Here is a 19,191-nt window from a genome sequence, read left to right on the forward strand (position 1 = left end):
TCACAAAAACAGGTGGTCAGTCGTTGAGCAAGCGCCCGTGACGCAGCGCTTCGCGCCCCGCCACCTTGGCCAGCCAGAAACCCGCTTGGGCATAACGCAGCCGTTCAACGGCGAACAACACCCCCGAGGTGCCCGCACAAATGGTGCTGACGCGGTCGTTGACGGGGTCGATCACTTCAAAAATTTCATCGCCGGCGTCTACCCGCTCACCGGCTTTACGCAGGTAACTGATCACCCCGGCGTGGGGCGCGAACAGCAACTCGGTGCCTTCGAAGGGCACGCCCTCGCAGGCCTCGTACTGCGGCGCGGGCCATTCGCCCTTGATCAGCCCCTGCTCGGCGAGAAACGCGAGGATGCCTTCGGCGTGGAAGATGGCTTCGTCACGCCCGGTATCGGCCTGGCCGCCCAGCTCCAGGGTGGTCGCCAGGCACGCCAGCGGGATCTGCGCCTCGGGGAACGCCCGCGACAACCGCAGCCACGGCAACGAACAGGCCTCGTCGAACGAGCTGCCGCCGGAATCTTCCGCCAGCAGACCGACCTTCACATTCAAATGCGCCGCCAGCGAACGCCACTGCGGCCAGTGCTGGGGCAATGCGTACATGTGCAGCGCGGCTTCGGCGTCGCAATGCAGGTCGAGGACGATGTCGGCAGTGCAGGCATGGCTCAGCAGTACGCGCTGCATGCCCTGCAACTGGCTGCCGGGTTCGGGCAAGGCGTTGAGCGCGTCGCTCATGGCCTGGCGAATCAGACGCACATTGGCATGGGGATCATCGCCAAGCTTGCCGTGCAGCAACTGCGTCACCGGCTCGCTGAGTTCGACGAAATCACGGTTGAAATTCTTGCCGCTGCCGACTTCGAAACGGCCCTGGTGGCTGCCTTGCAACAGCTGGCCCAGGCCCATCGGGTTGGCCACCGGCACCAGCTCGATCACCCCGTTCAGGGCGCCTTGCTGTTCCAGTTCGGTGAGGCGTTTTTTCAGCTCCCAGGCGGCGCGCATGCCGGGCAGTTCATCGGCGTGCAGGCTGGCCTGGATATAGGCCTTGCGCTCGCCGCTGCCAAAGCGAAACACGCTCAGTTGGCGCTCGCAGCCCAGGTGGCCCCAGGGCAACAGGTGATCGATACGTTCCATATCAGTGCTTCCGTGGAGCCAGGTAGCTCAGCCAGCGGCGCTCGGCCAACTTGAACAGGCGCACCAGGATGAAGGTCAGGCACAGGTAGAACACGCCGGCGGTGATGTAGGCTTCGAACGGCAGGTAATACTGCGCGTTCACCGTGCGTGCGGCACCGGTGATGTCGATCAGCGTGACGATGGAGGCCAGGCTCGTGGTCTGCAGCATCATGATCACTTCGTTGCTGTATTGCGGCAGCGCACGGCGAAGGGCCGACGGCAACAGGATGCGGCGGTACAGCTTATAGCGCGACATACCCATGGCCTTGGCCGCTTCGATCTCCCCATTGGGCGTGGCCTTGAGACTGCCGGCGATGATCTCGGCGGTGTAGGCGCTGGTGTTGATCGCAAAGGCCAGGCACGCGCAGAACGTGGCGCTCGACAGCCACGGCCAGAGAACGCTTTCGCGTACCGCTTCGAACTGGGCCAGGCCGTAGTAGATCAAAAACAGCTGCACCAGCATCGGCGTGCCGCGAATCACGTAGGTATAGAGCCAGGCGATGCCGTTGACGATCGGCTGTTTGGACACGCGCATCAGGCCCAGGGGCAAGGCAGCGAGCAGGCCGAAGAACAGCGAAATGGCGAGCAGTTTTAGGGTGGTCAGCAGGCCGCCGAGGTACAGCGGCATGGCCTCCCAGATGACGTTGTAGTCGAAGATCATAGATCGGCCGCCCTTACGCCTACCGAGTAGCGCTTCTCGAGGTAACGCAAGGCCAGCAACGACACACTGGTGATCACCAGGTACATCGCCGCCACTGCGAGGAAGAAGGTAAAAGGCTCACGGGTGGCGTCGGCCGCCTGTTTGGCCTTGAACATCATGTCTTGCAGGCCCACCACTGAAATCAGCGCGGTGGCCTTGGTGAGCACCAGCCAGTTGTTGGTAAACCCGGGGATCGCCAGCCGAATCATCTGCGGCACCATCACCCGGAAAAACACCTGGAAAGCGCTCATGCCATACGCAAGGCCGGCCTCGGCCTGGCCCTTGGGAATGGCCATGAAGGCGCCGCGGAAAGTTTCCGACAGGTAGGCGCCAAAGATGAAACCCAGGGTGCCGATGCCGGCGGCCATGGGGTTCAAGTCGATATAGTCGTCAAAGCCGAGCATCGGCGCGACGCGGTTGAGCAGGTCCTGACCGCCGTAGAAAATCAGCAGGATCAGCACCAGGTCGGGGATCCCGCGGATCACCGTGGAGTACAAGTCACCCAGCCAGGCCAGCCAGCGCACCGGCGACAGGCGCAGCGCGACCCCGATCAGACCCAGAACAATGGCCAAGGCCATCGACGACAAGGCGAGCTGAAGCGTCAACCATGCGCCATCGAGGATAACGGCCCCGTAGCCTTTCAACATGATTCAGGTCCTCGAAAAGGGGGATGAAAAAATGGCGCAAACTTCAGAATGCTCTGTTGCTTGCGCCATTGGGGACGGACAGCTACGACGGTTTACTTGGTTTCAGGACCGTAAATGTCGAAGTTGAAGTACTTTTTCTCGATGGCCTGGTACTTGCCGTTGGCACGGATCGCGGCAATGGCTGCGTTGATGCGGTCCAGGTTTTCCTTGTCGCCTTTACGTACCGCGATGCCTACGCCGTCGCCGAAGTATTTGACGTCGGTGAAGGCCGGGCCCACGAACGCGTAGCCTTTGCCGGCGTCGGTCTTGAGGAAACCGTCTTCGAGCAGGGTGGCGTCGGCGACAGTGCCGTCGAGGCGACCGGCGGCCACGTCCAGGTAGATTTCGTTCTGGGTGCTGTAACCCTTGATGTCGGCACCTTTTGGCGCCAGCACTTCACGGGCGAAACGGTCGTGGATCGAGCCACGCTGTACGCCGATCTTCTTGCCCTTGAGTTCGTCCAGGCTGTCACTGACGGTGGTGCCTTCCTTCAATACCAGGCGCGCCGGGGTCAGGTAGTAGCGGTTGGTGAAGTCCACGGACTTCTTGCGGTCGTCAGTGATGGACATGGACGACAGAATCGCGTCGATCTTGCGCACTTTCAGCGCAGGGATCAGGCCGTCGAATTCCTGCTCGACCCAGGTGCACTTGACCTGCATCTCTTCGCACAGGGCGTTGCCGATGTCGTAGTCAAAGCCGACGATGCTGCCATCCGGCGCCTTGGAGGCAAACGGAGGATAAGCCGCTTCGATACCAATCTTCAGAGGCTTGCCTTCAGCGAAAGCCTGCATCGACAACACGGACAGCGCCAGGGCGCCCAACAGCACGAGTTTCTTCATCATGGGACTCCATCGGTATAGGGCAAAACAGCAGTATGAGCCATGGCCCACGATGCGGCGAATAGCGGCGCTGCGTCCGTGCTCAGGCACAGCCTGCGACGACGAGCGAGTGATCGGCATTCTAACGACAGGCCGGAAGCCGATATTTCTTCAATGCGACAACAATTTACAGAAGCACTGAGAAAGCGGTTCCAGCACATTGACAGCCTCTGATTTTTATGCAGAGACAAAAGATATTAAACCTGTTGATGCTGCAAATTGCGGGCCTATTATTCGCAAACCCTTCTGGCACGGCAAGTGTGGTGTTAAATCTTATTTCAAAGGGGGATGGGGGTGCGGCTTTTTGGAGCGAGGGTGTAGGGGGATGCCTCAGGTTTGGGCGGCGGGTTACACATTTGCGCCGGGCGGTAACGCCAGGAAGTCGGTCACTGCAGAAGTGGATATTTATTGGTAATAGAGATTGGCCCTGCAAATGTGACTCAAAAAATGTGGGAGGGGGTTGCTGCCGAGGGCGGTGTGTCAGCCACAGAGGTTTGACTGATACGCCGCCATCGGGAGCAAGCCCCCTCCCACATTGGAGTTTCTGTGTTGGCCGAGCCTTACGCGGCGTTCATGGTCTTGTGCGTTTCGATCAATTGCGCCACCACACCCGGATCAGCCAGGGTGGAGATGTCGCCCAGCCCGTCGTACTCAGCCGTAGCAATCTTGCGCAGGATGCGCCGCATGATTTTCCCCGAACGCGTCTTCGGCAAGCCCGGCGCCCACTGGATCACGTCCGGCGAGGCAATCGGGCCGATCTCCTTGCGCACCCAGTTCTTCAGCTCCAGGCGCAGCGCTTCGTTCGGCTCTTCGCCATTTTTAAGGGTGACGTACACATAGATGCCCTGCCCCTTGATGTCGTGCGGCACGCCCACCACCGCCGCTTCCGCGACTTTCGGGTGCGCCACCATGGCACTTTCAATCTCCGCCGTGCCCATGCGGTGGCCGGACACGTTCAGCACGTCGTCCACCCGCCCGGTGATCCAGTAGTAGCCGTCCTCGTCACGCCGCGCACCGTCACCGGTGAAGTACATGCCACGGAAGGTCTTGAAGTAGGTGTCCACAAACCGGTCATGGTCGCCAAACAGCGTACGCGCCTGGCCCGGCCAGGAATCGAGGATCACCAGGTTGCCTTCGGCGGCGCCTTCAATCAGGTTGCCCAGGTTATCCACCAACGCCGGCACCACGCCAAAGAACGGCCGCGCCGCCGAACCCGGCTTGAGCGCATGGGCGCCCGGCAGCGGGCTCATCATGTTGCCGCCGGTTTCGGTCTGCCACCAGGTGTCGACAATCGGGCAACGGGATTGGCCGACGTTCTTGTAGTACCAGTCCCACGCTTCCGGGTTGATCGGCTCACCCACCGAACCGAGCAGACGCAGGCTGCTGCCGTCGGCGCCTTCGCAGGCAGCGGTGCCCGAGGCCATCATTGCGCGGATTGCGGTCGGTGCGGTGTAGAGGATATTGACCTTGTGCTTGTCGACGATCTTCGCCACCCGGGTGATGTCCGGGTAGTTCGGCACGCCCTCGAACAGCAAAGTGGTCGCGCCATTGGCCAGCGGGCCGTAGACGATGTAGGTGTGGCCGGTGACCCAGCCAACGTCGGCGGTGCACCAGTAGATTTCGCCCGGACGGTAGTCGAACACGCGCTCATGGGTGAGCGCCGCGTACAACAGGTAGCCGCCGGTGGTGTGCTGCACGCCCTTGGGCTTGCCGGTGGAGCCGGAGGTATAAAGGATGAACAGCGCTTCTTCAGCGCCCATCTCTTTGGGCGCACACACGGTGCCGGCCACTTTCATCAGGTCTTCGTACCAGATGTCGCGATGCTGGTTCCACTTGATCGCGCCATTGGTGCGCTTGCACACGATGACCTTCTGGATGCTGCTGGTTTCCGGGTTGGTCAGCGCGTCGTCGACGTTGGCCTTGAGCGGAATCTTCTTACCGGCACGGATGCCTTCGTCGGCGGTGATCACCACTTTCGACTTACAGTCGATGATGCGACCGGCCAGGGCTTCCGGGGAAAAGCCACCGAACACCACCGAGTGGATCGCGCCGATGCGGGTACAGGCCAGCATGGCGACCACGGCTTCGGGGATCATCGGCATGTAGATGGTCACCACGTCGCCACGGTGCACGTCCTGGCCACGCAGGGCGTTGGCGAACTTGCAGACCTGCTCATGCAGCTCGCGGTAAGTGATGTTGCGGCTCTCGGCAGGGTCATCGCCCTCCCAGATGATCGCGATCTGGTCGCCACGCTCAGCGAGGTGACGGTCCAGGCAATTGTAGGAAACGTTCAAGGTGCCATCGGCGAACCACTTGATGTCGACATGGTGATCGTCGAACGAAGTCTGCTTCACCGTGGTGAAAGGCTTGATCCAGTCCAGACGCTGGGCTTGCTCGCGCCAGAAGCCATCGGGATTGACCACCGACTGCTGGTACATCGCCTTGTAGGTCGCCTCGTCGGTCAGCGTGTTGGCTGCTACTTCGGGACGAACGGGGTACAGGGAAGCCGCACTCATCTTTCTTACCTCGGTGACATAGTTGTTGTTGTATGGCCCCGTTGTAGCCGGGCCAGACCTATAGAACCATTCGACGATGGTAGTAACAAGACCCTACAAATTGCCCCGCCATAGCCCTTGCTGCTCTGGCCCGCGCCCCGTGGCGCTTTGCGACGTACTGAAAAAACCCTGGCCGGCCGATTGTTACAAAAACCACCAAAAGTGTTTATCAAAAGCACGGGTATATGAACAACGCCCGCACGCCTAAAATCAACTCCGCCAACAAGGCACCGCGATTAACAACGCAACAGCCCCCACCCAGGCCACGTTAATCCGAACGTCCCAACTCTCAAGTGACACGCGTGGCCTCACAAGGGCCTCGTGACCCCTCTCGCCCTGAAAAAGGTAGACAGACCCGATGAAAGCTTTATTGATAATGACCCTCAGCAGCTTGTGCGCCACCGCCGCCCTGGCCGACGAGGCCCCCACCGAACTGGCCGGCCGCGACGCGCCGATTGTTGAAGATTACAGCTACAGCACCCACCTCGATGTCGCCAGGGTGGTGCACATGAGTAACGTTCCCGATGTATGCCGCGTGGTACCGGTGCAAATGGAATATGACGATTCCCAGGGTCAGCGGCATATTCTCAAGTACCACGTGATGGGCGGCGGTTGCTCCAACGGATAAGCGGATTCTTGCTCGCCGCAGGACAGCGTTCTTGCGGCCAAGAGCCATTTGCTGACTGGAATGCGATTCAGGCGCTGCCCCCAATCCCATTGTGGGAGCGGGCTTGCTCGCGAAGGCGATAGCCGCCACACCACCACAATCCTCGCCAAATACCCTCCCCCCGGCATCAACAAACCACCCCACCACCCCTCAAAAATTTCCAGCCTCGCTAACCCCCTGTAAATCCTCGCCTTAGCCCAAATACCCGCCTGCCTGCGCCCCCACCGTGACCATCCGCCACAACACAAAGCCGATTTTTTCCCTATAATGCGCGGGTAAATCGGGCCTGCAATATCCCTTTACACAGGGACGAAGAGCCAGACCTGAGGCATCGCCAGGGCAAGCACCTGCACCTGCGCCCCTCAAGCCTCACGCAGCACCCGTTAGCCCATTCCGTTTTTTTGCCTGCGCGAGCTGTTGCAACAAACGATTCCTTAAGATCCACCGCGGCCCGAGGGCCGTGTGAACACCCAACCATCCGGTTTCACACGGGCACCTTTGCGCCCTCACGCAGGAGACGACACGTCATGCTGAGCTGGGACGAATTCGACAAAGAAGAAGACGGCGAAGTCGCCACCAAAGGCGCCAATGCCGGCCACGCCACCGAAGCCAACATGGACCGCCTCGACGGTGCCGGCGCCGCAGCCGCCATCGAAGCCCGCGCCGTTACCGCCAGTGACTCCGCCGCCATCGTGCGCGCCAAGGCAGCGCTGGACAAACTCGACGTCGCCGAAGGCCTCGCCGAACTCGAAGGCTCCGCCGCCCGCGTCGCCGTCGACGAAAAGCGCATGATCAACTGCCGCGCCGACCTCAACCAGCTCGTGCCTTTCAAATACGACTGGGCCTGGCAGAAGTACCTCGACGGCTGCGCCAACCACTGGATGCCGCAAGAGGTCAACATGACCGCCGACATCGCCCTGTGGAAAACCCCCGAAGGCCTCACCGACGACGAACGCCGCATCGTCATGCGCAACCTCGGCTTCTTCTCCACCGCCGACTCGCTGGTCGCCAACAACCTGGTGCTGGCCGTGTACCGCCTGATCACCAACCCGGAATGCCGCCAGTACATCCTGCGCCAGGCCTTCGAAGAAGCGATCCACACCCACGCCTACCAATACTGCATCGAATCCCTGGCCATGGATGAAGGCGAGATCTTCAACATGTACCACGAGATTCCGTCGGTTGCCAAAAAGGCTGCCTGGGGCCTCAAGTACACCCGCTCGATCTCCGATCCGAAGTTCGAAACCGGCACCGTCGACACCGACAAAGAGCTGCTGCGCAACCTGGTCGCCTACTACTGCGTATTGGAAGGCATCTTCTTCTACTGCGGCTTCACCCAGATCCTGTCCATGGGCCGCCGCAACAAAATGACCGGCGTGGCCGAGCAGTTCCAGTACATCCTGCGCGATGAGTCGATGCACCTGAACTTCGGTATCGACGTGATCAACCAGATCAAAATCGAAAACCCGCACCTGTGGGATGCCGAGATGAAGGAAGAAGCGACCCAGATGATTCTGCAGGGTACGCAACTGGAGATTGAATACGCGCGGGATACCATGCCGCGCGGCGTTCTCGGCATGAATGCGGCGATGATGGAGGATTACCTCAAGTTCATCGCTAACCGCCGTCTGTCGCAGATTGGGTTGAAGGAAGAGTATCCAGGCACGACCAACCCGTTCCCGTGGATGAGTGAGATCATGGATTTGAAGAAAGAGAAAAACTTCTTCGAAACCCGCGTGATCGAGTATCAGACGGGTGGTGCGTTGAGCTGGGATTGAAGTTAGAACCATCAAAAGAGCTGCCCATTGAGCGGCTCTTTTTTTTGCAAATAGAATTTAGAAGGTTGATTCAGCAAATGGAAATGCTTTACTCCACCCTAATCATAATCACCGCAATCGGACTGGCCACCTGGATGTTTCTCGGTGGGTTTGTCTTCAGGAAACCGTTTGTCCTCTGCATCATAGGTTTTATCCTGGCCCTCGCGGGTGGATACCTGTCCTATAGTTTGCAAGAAGCCGCCGCTAACGTCGAAGTAGCTAAATACTTTACCGACCTTAAGCTGGCCGCCGCGCTTGTCAGCTATACCATTGCGGCAGCCGGCGGTAGTTTGATTGCAAGCGGCATCGTGCTGAAAGCCCAACATCTAGCCAAAGCAGACAAGCTTTCTGCAAAGCGTGGAGTAGGCCTTGTCGTCTACAACATTGAAAGGATCCAACAGCATGCGCAACAGCTACTGGATAACTCCACGGGGCTAACAATCGCACAGCAGAAAGAACAGCTTATCAACCTGCGCTGGCAGTTATGCGAGCAACAAGCTGCGTTGGACAAGGCGCGTGAACGGCTGGAACAAATGGACTATCTATAAGGCCAGCCATTTCTTGAAGTACATCACGTCAAGCACCTCGCCCAGAAGGGTTCGGATCGCATCTCCAATGCTGTAGCCTTGTGCCCCAATTGCCATCAGCGTTGTCACCGGTCGAGCGACCGGGATGCTTTCACTGAAGCGCTTTACGCCAAAGTCGGAAGATTGGCACGGGAGTAAACTCCTGCGGTCACACCTGATGCACCTTCAAACATATTCGATAGGACCGAGGCCAATCCGTGAACCCAGACATGCTCGAAGCCGGCCCCGCTGACGCCAAAATACTCTCTGTCTTTGACTTCGACGGCACCCTCACCCACCACGACAGTTTCGTGCCCTTTCTCAAGTTCGCTTTCGGCACGGGTGCGTTCTATGGCCGCATCGTGAAGCTGGCGGTGCCGGGGCTGCGCTTTCTGGTGCGGCAGATCAGTCGGGACGAGTTGAAGGCGCAGTTGATCCGCACCTTTATGGCCGGGGTGGAGAAGACGTGGGTGCAGCGCAAGGCCGAGGAGTATTGCCAGCGCAATTGGGCGCGGTTGATGCGCCCGGCGGGTGTGTTGTCGGTGGAGCAGGAGTTGGGCTCGGGGGCGGTGGTGACGCTGTGTTCGGCGTCGCCGGCGTTGGTGTTGCAGCCGTTTGCCGATCGGCTGGGGATCCGCTTGATCGGGACCGAGCTTGAGGTGGTGGATGGCGTGCTGACCGGCAAGCTCACGGGGAATAATTGCCGCTGCGAGAACAAGGTGCTGCGCCTTGAAGCCGTGTATGGGGACCTGGGGGCCTATCGGCTCAGGGCCTGGGGCGACACGCGCGGGGATCGCGAATTGCTGGCGGCGGCGCAGGATGCGCATTTTCGGCATTTTCATGCGAAAAAGAAGCGGCGGCCGCGGTTGCAGCGTTGATGCGCGAAGTGGGGGTTGGCGGTGGACCCAGGCGATCCCATCGCTGCCTCGCTGGGGCTCGACAGCTCTTATCAAACACAAAATAACTTTTTGATTTAAAACCTGAAATTCCAGGCAGCCACATTCCTGTGGCGATCAGGCTTGTCCTGCGTTGGGCTGCGCAGCAGCCCCAAAACCGTGCGCCGGGCAGCGTCAGTTACACCGTGTTTCCCTTGATTGGGGGCGCTGCGCCCCCCAACGCGGGGCGAGCCCGCTCGCCACATAGGCTCCAGTTTGCTGCGCGACAGCGTTAAGTCGGAGACTTGGCGGAGCCTCCCACATTTTTGCTCTGCGTCAGTCTGATAGTTGCGTAGTATCGGGCCATCCCTCTCACGGACCCGAGCCCCCATGAAGTTCGATACGGCCTATAGCCTGAGTCTCGATGACAAGCTGTCGATCTACGACGTGCGAGACCTGAATTTCGACGAAACCGCCGCCTACGATTCCGACAAGGACAGCTTCCTGTGCCCCAACGATGCATGCCGGGCGGCGTTCGAGGCGGGCAATACGCTGGCCACGTTCAACGCGAAAAACGTCAATTACCTGCGCACGCCGCACTTCAAGAACAGGACCGGCACCCAGCATATCGACGGCTGTCGCTATGCCAGCCTGCACAAGGCGGCGAGCGGAGAAAGCGACGACGCGCGCGAGGATAATTTCCCCTCGGAATTTGTATTGACGCGCCGTAGCTACCCGCGCAAAACGCCAGCGGCCGGCAGCCAGGGGCAGACCTTGCCTGAGCCTGCGAACCCGTCCGCCAACCGCGTCAGCCTGCCCGTGAGTTCAAGCGACACCACCCCGGACAAGACCAGCATGTTCGCCCACCCGGTGGAATGCTATGTGTCGAACATCGACGACAAGGACCGGCTCAAGGCGATGCCGCTGAAGATCGGCGAGCACACCGCGACCTATTGGACGTTTTTCAAGAAGATCGAATACCTGCAGGACAACAAGGGCCTGATCTACTGGGGCAGGATCAAGGCCATCAAGGACTACACCAGCAGCTTTCGCATCGACTTCGACAAGAAGGTGTGGCTCGACAAAAAACCGTATTCGGTCAACGTGTACCTGAGCAAAAAACTCATCGAGAACTACCGCAAGCGCACGGCGTTCCTGGAGCAGATCAAGGCGGCGGCGAGCAGTGAGCGGGCGTTGTATTGCTTCTTCTACGGCGTGACGCCGGAGCTGAAACAGGTGCCGAGCAAAAAGAACCCCGAGCAGACGTTCGGGGTGTTCAGCGCGAATATCGAGAACCTGGATCATCTGATTATTCGCGAAGCGCCGGGGCTGCAGACGCTTTAAGCAGTCGCGCGTGCACACGGCACATTTGCCCAGTAGATGAACGGCGCAAACAACTGTACAAAAAACCAGTATAGTTTGCCTTCCCGTCGAATCCTGGAGAAACCCCATGTCCTCTCTGGCAATGAGCTCGTTCGTAGACCAGCAGATCGTCCTGCACCAATTCACCGCCAAACACAGCGTACAGGCCCGTGCCATGCTGGGCTGGAGCCACGAAGACCTGGCCCGCCAGGCCGGGGTTTTGGTGGCGTCGGTGCAACAGTTTGAAAGCCGCGCGCAGGTGGACGATGAGGTGCGCCTGGCACTGGCGTTTCGGTTGGAGGCTGAAGGCCTGGTGTTCTTCCCGGGGTTTGCGCCGGGGTGGGGGATGAGTGTGCGCCGGTTTGATACCGCCGCGCCCGAGCCGGCCGCCCCAGGCATTCTCTCGCGGTTCATGGGTTCAACAGCGTCATCAATTGACTCATCAACCCCTCAACCGAATGGTGTGTAGTATCCAATCGAATAACCGGACACTTCAGCGGTTTCAACCAGCGTTCATGCCGACACGCACTGCACAGGCGGTGGTTGCTGCCATGGTAGCGCGCGGCCCAGGCCAGGAATGCCGTGCTGTCAGCATGGCGGCTGCCGCCTTCCAGTATCTGGTCACCGTAGCGCCGCACTTCCCGCAGGCGCAGGCGGTGCAGTCGGGTTTGCGGGCTCAGGCTCTGGAATATCACCTGGGTAAACCAGGAGATCATCGAATCGCCCCAGCCACAGAGTGAGCCGGATAGCGCCCCCTTCATGGCCGTGCCGTGATCAGGTCGCACTCCCCTGCCGCTTGTAGCAACGCTGAAAAACCTTGAAAAGTCATTTTCCAAAGGTGTCCGCGCCTCAGCTTGAGACGCGCGCCTGCGCACCTTGAGTCTCAACCTCCAGCCACCAAGCGTGCCCGCGTTCCGGTTGATTCAGGCTGAACGCCTGCCCCATTGGCGGCGTGGTAATCGACACGTTGCGCTCCCAGGCCAGGGCCATGATGCGGTCGAAGGGTTCGTGCCAGGCGTGGAACGCCAGATCGAATGTGCCGTTGTGAATCGGCAGCAGCCAGCGGCCCCTGAGGTCGATGTGGGCCTGCAGGGTTTGCTCCGGTTGCATGTGCACGTGGGGCCAGTCGACGTTATAGGCGCCGGTTTCCATCAGCGTCAGGTCGAACGGGCCGTACTGCTCGCCGATGCGTTTGAAGCCGTCGAAATAGCCGGTGTCGCCACTGAAGAAAATGCGCCGCGCAGCATCGATCATCACCCACGAACACCACAGGGTCTGGTTGCTATCAAACAGCCCGCGCCCGGAAAAGTGCTGGGCGGGCGTGGCCACGAAACGAATGCCCTCCACCTCCGTTCCTTCCCACCAGTCCAGTTGCTGCACTTTGCTGGCGTCCACTCCCCATTTAACCAGCGTGTCGCCCACGCCGAGCGGTGCCAGAAAGTAACGGGTCTTGTCGGCCAGTTGGATGACAGCCTTGCGGTCCAGATGGTCGTAATGGTTGTGGGACAGAATCACCGCCTCCAGCGGCGGCAGCGCTGCAAGGCTGATGGGCGGCTGATGAAACCGCTTGGGCCCGGCCCAACTGAAAGGCGATGCGCGCTCGGCAAACACCGGGTCGGTGAGCCAGAACTTGCCGCGCATTTTCAGCAACACGGTGGAGTGTCCCAAGCGAAACACGCTGTGATCGGGCGCGGCCAGCAGTTGCTCACGCGTCAAGGGTTGCACCGGGATCTCGCCCACCGGCCGCGTGTTGCGCGGTTTGTGGAACAGCATCTTCCAGAAGATGCCCAGGGTTTTGCCAAACCCGCCGTGGGGCACCCGGGTGCCGTTGCTGAACTGCCCCTGTGCCTGCTCGGCAGGCGCGGTTTCTTGGGATGAGGTGGTGGCCATTACAACAAAGCTCCTGCGAACTGCGGGAAAATTACACTGCACAGTGTAGTTTCAAGATTGCAACAAAACCCGGAGCAAGTAAACTGCCGAGTGTAATTTCTCTCGGAGCCCATCGCCCGCCATGACTGCCCCCCAACGCCTCACCGACCGCAAGCGCGAAGCCATTGTGGCGGCGGCCATCGCCGAGTTTCGCGCCAATGGGTTCGAGGTCACCAGCATGGACAGGATTGCCGCCACCGCCGGCGTCTCCAAGCGCACGGTGTACAACCACTTCCCCAGCAAAGAGGAGCTGTTCGCCGAGATCCTCCATCAACTCTGGGCCAGCAGCGTCGCGCAACTCGACATCAGCTACGCCGGCGACCGCCCGTTGCGTGAGCAACTGCGCGGCTTGCTCGCCGCCAAGATGCAGATGATGTCGGACGCCAACTTCCTCGACCTGGCGCGCGTGGCGATCGCCGCCACCATCCATTCGCCGGAGCGCGCGCAGGATATGGTCAACCGCCTGAGCTCACGCGAAGAAGGCTTTACCCAATGGGTGCGCGCCGCGCGTGACGATGGCCGCCTCAGTTGCACCGACCCGGCGTTCGCCGCGCACCAGATCCAAAGCCTGCTCAAGGCCTTTGCGTTCTGGCCGCAGATCACCCTCGGCCAACCCACCCTGGAAGCGGCCGAACAGGCCCGCGTGATCGAGTCGGCCATCGACCTGTTCCTCGCGGGCTACGAAGTCCGCCCCACGCCCCTCACTGGCACTGTGCCATAAGCGACATCGACGGTCGCTTTTGGCGCATTCGTCACCCGATTTGTGCAAATGGCCTCCAAGGCCACTGATTATTCCCTTACAAATAACTGACAATATTCCCGGTCATTATCCGATCAACGGTTGATCCAGCGAACGCGCACCGCCGTACCTGTAAAAAATCAGCTGGGCCAGGAATTTATGGAAAACAGACGAGGCAAAGGACTTTCATTTGCCAGGCGTATCTACCAGCCAAGGATCATCGGCCTGGTTGTCGGCAGCATCAGTGTCACCGGTGCGTTATACCCGCTGGCCATGCCGGGTTGGGTGTGGGCGTTTCTGCTGTTCAACGGGTTCATATGGGGGCATGCGGCGTACCAGTTGTCGACCCGTTCGCAATTTCCCTACCAGGCCGAACAGCGCAACTTCCTGTACGACTCGGTGTTCGGCGGCTTCTGGGTCGCCGCCGTGCAATTCACACCGCTGACCACCGTGACCATCCTGTCGATGATCACCATGAACAATGTCGCGGCCGGCGGCAAGCGTCTGTTCCTGCGCGGCCTGCTGGCCCAGGGCGTCGGCATCGCAGTGGCGTGGGCGCTGTTCGGTGTGCACTTGAACCCCGATGTCAGCCGGCTTCAGGTCTACAGCTGCCTGCCGATGTTGACGCTCTACCCCATGGCCATCGGCATGGTCTGTTACCAATTGGCAATCAAACTGTCGGAACACAAACGCGCGCTCGGTGCCCTGAGCCGCACTGACAGCCTCACTGGCCTGCTCAACCACGGCTCCTGGAAAGACCTGCTGCACCTCAAGTTCCATGAGTGCCAGCAACAGCGCAGCCACGCCACCATTGCGCTGATCGATATCGACCACTTCAAGCAGATCAATGACACCCACGGCCACATCGTTGGCGACACAGTGCTGCGCGAGCTAAGCCTGGAACTGCGACGCAAGCTGCGGGAAAAGGACCTGGCCGGGCGTTACGGCGGCGATGAGTTCTGTGTGATTCTTCCGCAAATGCCTTTGGCTGACGCCGCGCAGATCATGGAACGCATGCGCGAGACCTTCAGCAATTACCGTCACCCGCAGATTCCCGAATTAAGGGTCAGCCTGAGCATCGGCCTGGCGGATTTCCAGCCCTTCTTCAGCGATGCCTCGATGTGGCTGAATGCGGCGGACCGCGCGCTGTACGACGCCAAGGACACCGGACGCAACCGGGTCAAGGTCAGCGACCAGGTGATTGCCCATTTCGCCTGAAGTCGTCGTACGACACCTCGTCAGAATCTTCTTTCATCGTCCTCCGGCGACAGCATAATGCCACTATCGGTCACCTGCCCAAAAAAGGTCCTGCCCCTGGGGCGAACTTGTTGTCAGGCTGATCACTCATAAGCCCGTTCCACCTTCTGTCGGCATCAGGAAGTCGACAATGAGCACGTCCGCCGTAGGCCAAGCGCCAAACGGGGCAAGCGCCAATCCATGGATAACTCACGACGTTGCTTGTCCGAGCACTGCACATGCTATTCAACGCCTACAAAAAAACCATCACTGCCCTGCAACACACCCTTGCCCAGCAATCCAGCCTGCTCGACGCCATTGAGCGTTCCATGGCCGTGATCGAATTCGACCTGCAAGGCACCGTGTTGCGCGCCAATGACAATTTTCTGCAAGCCATGGGCTACCGCGCCGAGCAAGTCATCGGCCAGTCGCACCGCCTGTTCTGCACGCCCGAATTTGCCCGCAGCGCGCAATACAGCCAGCTGTGGACCCAACTGCGCAATGGCCAGTTTCAGTCCGGCACCGTTGAGCGGCTGAGCAGCAATGGCCAGTCGGTGTGGTTGGAAGCCAGCTATAACCCGGTGCGTGACGAAGCGGGCACTGTGATCAAAGTGGTGAAGTACGCCTTGGACGTGACCCCACGCCTGCAGGCCGAAAGCGAGGCCAACGCCAAACTCGAAGCCATCGGCCGCGCCATGGCGGTGATCGAGTTCAACCTCGACGGCACCATCATCACCGCCAACGAGAATTTCCTTACGCGTATGGGCTACAGCCTGGCGCAGATTCAGGGCAAGCATCACCGCCTGTTCTGCACGCCGGAATCGGCCAACAGCGCGGCCTATGCCGATTTCTGGAAGCGTCTTAACCAGGGCGAACTGTTCAGCGGACAGTTCGAGCGAATCGACAAAAATGGCCAGACCGTGTGGCTCGAGGCCAACTACAACCCGGTGTACGACGCCAGCGGGCGCCTGTGCAAGGTGGTGAAGTTCGCTTCCGACATCACCGCCCGCGTGCAACAACATGCCGCCGACGCCGCGAGTGCGGCGCAGGCGTATCACATCTCCGTCAGCACCCGCGACATCGCGGAACAAGGCGCCGAGGTGATTCAGCAATCGGCCAGTGGCATGCGCGAAATTGCCGCAGACATCGACGGCTCGTCGCAACTGATCGCCAAACTGGGCGAGCGTTCGCAACAGATCACCGCCATCGTCAACACCATTCGCGGGATTGCGGATCAGACCAACCTGCTGGCCCTCAACGCGGCCATCGAGGCGGCACGGGCCGGCGAACAGGGCCGCGGTTTTGCGGTAGTGGCCGATGAAGTACGGCAACTGGCGGCCCGCACCAGCGGTTCGACCATGGAAATATCCGGCATGATCGCAATGATCCAGGAAGAGACCCGCCAGGCCATCGACAGCATGGACGGCACCCGCGACCGCGCAGCCCTCGGCGTGGACCTCGCCAACCGCGCCGGCACGGTGATCCTGCAGATTCGCCAGGGCACCAGCGAGGCGGTGCAGGCAGTGAGTGCGTTTGCCGGTGAGCGGGTCAGCAACTGACCCTGCTTGATCCGCCAAACGGTGCCAATGCCAAAGGGTGCCTAATGTGGGAGGGGACTTGCCCTAATGCCAGTCAGTTAAGCGCAGCTCCCCTGTGGGAGCGGCGGTGCGACGATTCGACTTGCCCGCGAAAGCGGTGGGTCTTCAACATCAATGTTTGCTGGGCCGACGCCATCGGGAGCAAGCCCCCTCCCACATTTTGTACAGCGTTCGGCAGACCATTTCGGTCGGCTCTCAGGCCGCCACGCTTTTGCTTTTGCTTTTGATCTGGAAGCGCCCCGTCAAACACGCTCCCACATTTGAGCTTGCTCTCACATTGGGAATTGCTGCACATCCGAGTCTGCATACCTCAGTTGGGCCTCGCTCCGGGCACGTGCTGCGCCAACTGCTCAAACAGCGTCACCACCGAACGCAACGCCCGGCAATCCGGGCGTGTCAGCAGCCATAGCGCGGTATTGTGCCCTGCCAGCGCAGGCCCCAGGGGTTGCAGTTGCGCGTCCAGTAAAAAGTCCGGCAAGGCCGCCACCCCAAGCCCGGCCCGCACCAGTTCGGTCACCGAGAGCATGCTGTTGCAGCGGTAGCTGAGGCGCACACCCGGCAGGTGTTCACGGCGCCAGGCAACGGTGGGGTGATCGGGCAGGAAATCATCCGGCGCGATCCAGTCCAGCTCGGCCAACGCGCGGCCCGCGTGCCGGCGCGCATACTCGGCGCTGGCACACACCCGATACGCCACGCTGCCCAGGTTGCGTCCGACCAGGTGCTGCGGCGGCGTCCGGGTCAGGCGCAGGGCAATGTCGGCATCGCGGCGGCTGAGGTTGGCAAAGTCATTCGACGTGCTCAGCTCCAGCGTCAGCGCCGGGTAAGCCGGCATGAACTGCGCCAATGCCGGCAGCAGCAGGCTTTGCAGCACAGAGTCGGTGCAGGTCAGGCGTACCGTGCCGCTGATCACCTCGCCGCCCTGCTCCACACCGATGCGCGCGGCTTCCAGGGCCTGCTCGGCACGTTCAGCCTGCTGCGCCAGGTTGCTTGCCAGGCCGGTGGGCAGGTAACCGGCGCGGCTTTTTTCAAACAGCGTTTGCCCCAGTGCCGCCTCCAGCCGCCGCACCGCGCGGAACACCGTGGACACATCCACCCGCAACAACGCCGCCGCCCGCGCCAGGCTACCGCCGCGCACCAGCGCCAGGATCAGGGACAGGTCGGTGTAGTCGATTTGATAGTGCGTAGCTGCATTGAGCATGTGGGAAAACGCCAATTTTGATTGCGTGAGCGCCAATCTATAGTGCGCATCAGGACACAACAAGCCATGGGATGCCTCTGATGAAAACCACCGCTCTGCACATTGCCCTGATCGGCGACTACAACCCGGATGTGATCGCGCACCAGGCGATCCCGCTCGCGCTGCAACAGGCCGCGCACACCCTGGGCCTGACGGTGCACGTCAAGTGGCTCGCCACCGACACGCTCACCTCCACGGCGCTGTTGCAGGGTTTCGACGGGTTCTGGTGCGTGCCCGCCAGCCCCTACCGCGACACGCAAGGCGCCTTGCGCGCGGTGCGTTTTGCCCGCGAACAGCGGCGCCCTTTCCTCGGCACCTGCGGCGGTTTTCAGCACGCTGTGCTCGAATATGCCCGCCATGTACTGGGCTGGGCCGATGCCGAACACGGTGAACTGGTGCCGGATGCCCAGCGTGCGGTGATCGCGCCGCTTGGCTGCGCGTTGGTGGAGGCGGTCGACACCATACGTTTGGTCCCCAACACCCGCATCGCCGATGCCTACGGCCAGCTGGATCTCGAAGAAGGCTACCGCTGCCGCTACGGCATCAACCCCGCCTTCGAAAGCGCTCTGCTGGAAGGCGACTTGATTGCCAGCGGCCACGACGCCGCCGGCGAGCCGCGCGCCGTCGAACTGCTGAACCACCCGTTCTTCGTCGCCACGCTGTTCCAGCCCGAACGTGCGGCGCTCAAGGGCACCACGCCGCCACTGGCGATGGCGCTGCTCAAGGCCTGCCAGGCGCTTTCGGCATGATCGCCAACACACCCGCGCCGCCCTACTACGCGGTGATCTTCAGCTCGCTGCGCAGCGAGGGGGACCAGGGTTACGGCCAGGCAGCCCTGCGCATGCTGGAACTGGCCCGCGAACAACCGGGGTTCCTCGGCGTGGAGTCCGCGCGCGAGGACGGGCTGGGGATTACGGTTTCGTATTGGCGCAGCGAAGCGGCGATTCTGGCGTGGAAGCAAAACGCCGAGCACACGCAGGTACGCGAGCAAGGGCGCGCCAGCTGGTATTCGGCGTTTCATACGCGCGTGTGCAAGGTCGAAAGGGCTTACGCCTTTTCAGTCTGAAATGCACACCTCTGTGGGGAGGGGCTTGCTCCCTCCCCACAATTTGATCTTTACCGGGTCAAGAAAGACCCTAAAACACCCCGCGCGCACGTTAATGTCGGTTTGGTGATAG

Annotated in this window: 19 protein-coding genes and 1 pseudogene; 13 read left to right on the forward strand and 7 right to left on the reverse strand. The window is 60.8% G+C overall.

The window, feature by feature from the left end; genetic code table 11:
* Positions 1 to 16: 16 nt before the first annotated feature.
* From JOE32_RS11255 to acs, 5 genes are all read right to left on the reverse strand, one after another.
* The gene (locus tag JOE32_RS11255) at positions 17 to 1,129 is read right to left on the reverse strand and encodes a succinylglutamate desuccinylase/aspartoacylase family protein (RefSeq protein WP_209984020.1); all 1,113 of its coding nucleotides are present in this window, start codon (positions 1,127 to 1,129) and stop codon (positions 17 to 19) included.
* 1 nt (position 1,130) lies between these two features.
* Positions 1,131 to 1,829, reverse strand: coding sequence for an ABC transporter permease (locus tag JOE32_RS11260; protein ID WP_209984023.1), 699 nt, complete (start codon positions 1,827 to 1,829; stop codon positions 1,131 to 1,133).
* Complete coding sequence (locus JOE32_RS11265; RefSeq protein WP_057010047.1) at positions 1,826 to 2,515, reverse strand: ABC transporter permease; 690 nt, start codon at positions 2,513 to 2,515, stop codon at positions 1,826 to 1,828. Before JOE32_RS11265 ends, JOE32_RS11260 begins: the two co-directional genes overlap by 4 nt.
* A gap of 92 nt (positions 2,516 to 2,607) precedes the next feature.
* Positions 2,608 to 3,393, reverse strand: coding sequence for an ABC transporter substrate-binding protein (locus tag JOE32_RS11270; protein WP_003233533.1), 786 nt, complete (start codon positions 3,391 to 3,393; stop codon positions 2,608 to 2,610).
* Between the two features lie 599 nt (positions 3,394 to 3,992).
* Positions 3,993 to 5,948, reverse strand: a complete 1,956-nt coding sequence (gene acs, locus JOE32_RS11275) for an acetate--CoA ligase (RefSeq protein ID WP_209984025.1) — start codon at positions 5,946 to 5,948, stop codon at positions 3,993 to 3,995.
* A gap of 397 nt (positions 5,949 to 6,345) precedes the next feature.
* On the opposite strand from acs, the gene JOE32_RS11280 reads away from it, so the two are divergent.
* From JOE32_RS11280 to JOE32_RS11315, 8 genes and pseudogenes are all read left to right on the forward strand, one after another.
* Positions 6,346 to 6,615, forward strand: coding sequence for a DUF2790 domain-containing protein (locus tag JOE32_RS11280; protein ID WP_209984027.1), 270 nt, complete (start codon positions 6,346 to 6,348; stop codon positions 6,613 to 6,615).
* 566 nt (positions 6,616 to 7,181) lie between these two features.
* Positions 7,182 to 8,432, forward strand: a complete 1,251-nt coding sequence (locus tag JOE32_RS11285; protein ID WP_209984029.1) for a ribonucleotide-diphosphate reductase subunit beta — start codon at positions 7,182 to 7,184, stop codon at positions 8,430 to 8,432.
* Complete coding sequence (locus JOE32_RS11290; protein WP_209984030.1) at positions 8,429 to 9,019, forward strand: hypothetical protein; 591 nt, start codon at positions 8,429 to 8,431, stop codon at positions 9,017 to 9,019. Before JOE32_RS11285 ends, JOE32_RS11290 begins: the two co-directional genes overlap by 4 nt.
* Positions 9,020 to 9,196, forward strand: a pseudogene (locus tag JOE32_RS11295) (HNH endonuclease); the annotation flags it as partial.
* Positions 9,197 to 9,267: 71 nt separating this feature from the next.
* A complete protein-coding gene (locus JOE32_RS11300; RefSeq protein ID WP_209984033.1) occupies positions 9,268 to 9,915 on the forward strand; it encodes an HAD-IB family hydrolase in 648 nt (215 codons plus the stop codon).
* A gap of 387 nt (positions 9,916 to 10,302) precedes the next feature.
* Positions 10,303 to 11,256 carry a hypothetical protein gene (locus JOE32_RS11305; protein WP_209984035.1) on the forward strand — a complete coding sequence of 318 codons (954 nt, stop codon included), beginning with the start codon at positions 10,303 to 10,305 and terminating at the stop codon, positions 11,254 to 11,256.
* Positions 11,257 to 11,362: 106 nt separating this feature from the next.
* On the forward strand, positions 11,363 to 11,743 hold the full coding sequence (locus JOE32_RS11310; protein WP_209984036.1) for a helix-turn-helix transcriptional regulator: 381 nt from the start codon (positions 11,363 to 11,365) through the stop codon (positions 11,741 to 11,743).
* Between the two features lie 46 nt (positions 11,744 to 11,789).
* Positions 11,790 to 12,014: a hypothetical protein gene (locus tag JOE32_RS11315; RefSeq protein WP_209984038.1), complete on the forward strand. Its 225-nt coding sequence runs from the start codon at positions 11,790 to 11,792 to the stop codon at positions 12,012 to 12,014.
* Between the two features lie 109 nt (positions 12,015 to 12,123).
* Here the strand turns inward: JOE32_RS11315 and JOE32_RS11320 are convergent, their stop codons facing one another.
* Complete coding sequence (locus tag JOE32_RS11320) at positions 12,124 to 13,164, reverse strand: MBL fold metallo-hydrolase (protein ID WP_209984042.1); 1,041 nt, start codon at positions 13,162 to 13,164, stop codon at positions 12,124 to 12,126.
* A 121-nt stretch (positions 13,165 to 13,285) separates the two neighbouring features.
* Here JOE32_RS11320 and JOE32_RS11325 point away from each other — a divergent pair, with 121 nt between their 5' ends.
* The 3 genes from JOE32_RS11325 to JOE32_RS11335 all read left to right on the forward strand — a co-directional run bounded on the left by JOE32_RS11325 (position 13,286) and on the right by JOE32_RS11335 (position 16,737).
* Positions 13,286 to 13,924, forward strand: coding sequence for a TetR/AcrR family transcriptional regulator (locus tag JOE32_RS11325; RefSeq protein ID WP_209984044.1), 639 nt, complete (start codon positions 13,286 to 13,288; stop codon positions 13,922 to 13,924).
* A gap of 177 nt (positions 13,925 to 14,101) precedes the next feature.
* Positions 14,102 to 15,160: a diguanylate cyclase gene (locus tag JOE32_RS11330; protein ID WP_209984046.1), complete on the forward strand. Its 1,059-nt coding sequence runs from the start codon at positions 14,102 to 14,104 to the stop codon at positions 15,158 to 15,160.
* 257 nt (positions 15,161 to 15,417) lie between these two features.
* Positions 15,418 to 16,737, forward strand: a complete 1,320-nt coding sequence (locus JOE32_RS11335) for a PAS domain-containing methyl-accepting chemotaxis protein (protein WP_209984048.1) — start codon at positions 15,418 to 15,420, stop codon at positions 16,735 to 16,737.
* A 349-nt stretch (positions 16,738 to 17,086) separates the two neighbouring features.
* Here JOE32_RS11335 and JOE32_RS11340 read toward each other — a convergent pair whose 3' ends face one another.
* A complete protein-coding gene (locus JOE32_RS11340) occupies positions 17,087 to 17,974 on the reverse strand; it encodes a LysR family transcriptional regulator (protein ID WP_209984050.1) in 888 nt (295 codons plus the stop codon).
* Between the two features lie 80 nt (positions 17,975 to 18,054).
* Between JOE32_RS11340 and JOE32_RS11345 the strand changes: the two genes are divergently transcribed.
* Together JOE32_RS11345 and JOE32_RS11350 are read left to right on the forward strand one after the other, a co-directional pair.
* Complete coding sequence (locus JOE32_RS11345; RefSeq protein WP_209984052.1) at positions 18,055 to 18,762, forward strand: CTP synthase; 708 nt, start codon at positions 18,055 to 18,057, stop codon at positions 18,760 to 18,762.
* Complete coding sequence (locus JOE32_RS11350; protein WP_209984054.1) at positions 18,759 to 19,079, forward strand: antibiotic biosynthesis monooxygenase; 321 nt, start codon at positions 18,759 to 18,761, stop codon at positions 19,077 to 19,079. Before JOE32_RS11345 ends, JOE32_RS11350 begins: the two co-directional genes overlap by 4 nt.
* Positions 19,080 to 19,191 lie beyond the last annotated feature (112 nt).

The organism is Pseudomonas sp. PvP025 (assembly GCF_017832155.1).
In the GTDB taxonomy this organism is placed as follows: domain Bacteria; phylum Pseudomonadota; class Gammaproteobacteria; order Pseudomonadales; family Pseudomonadaceae; genus Aquipseudomonas.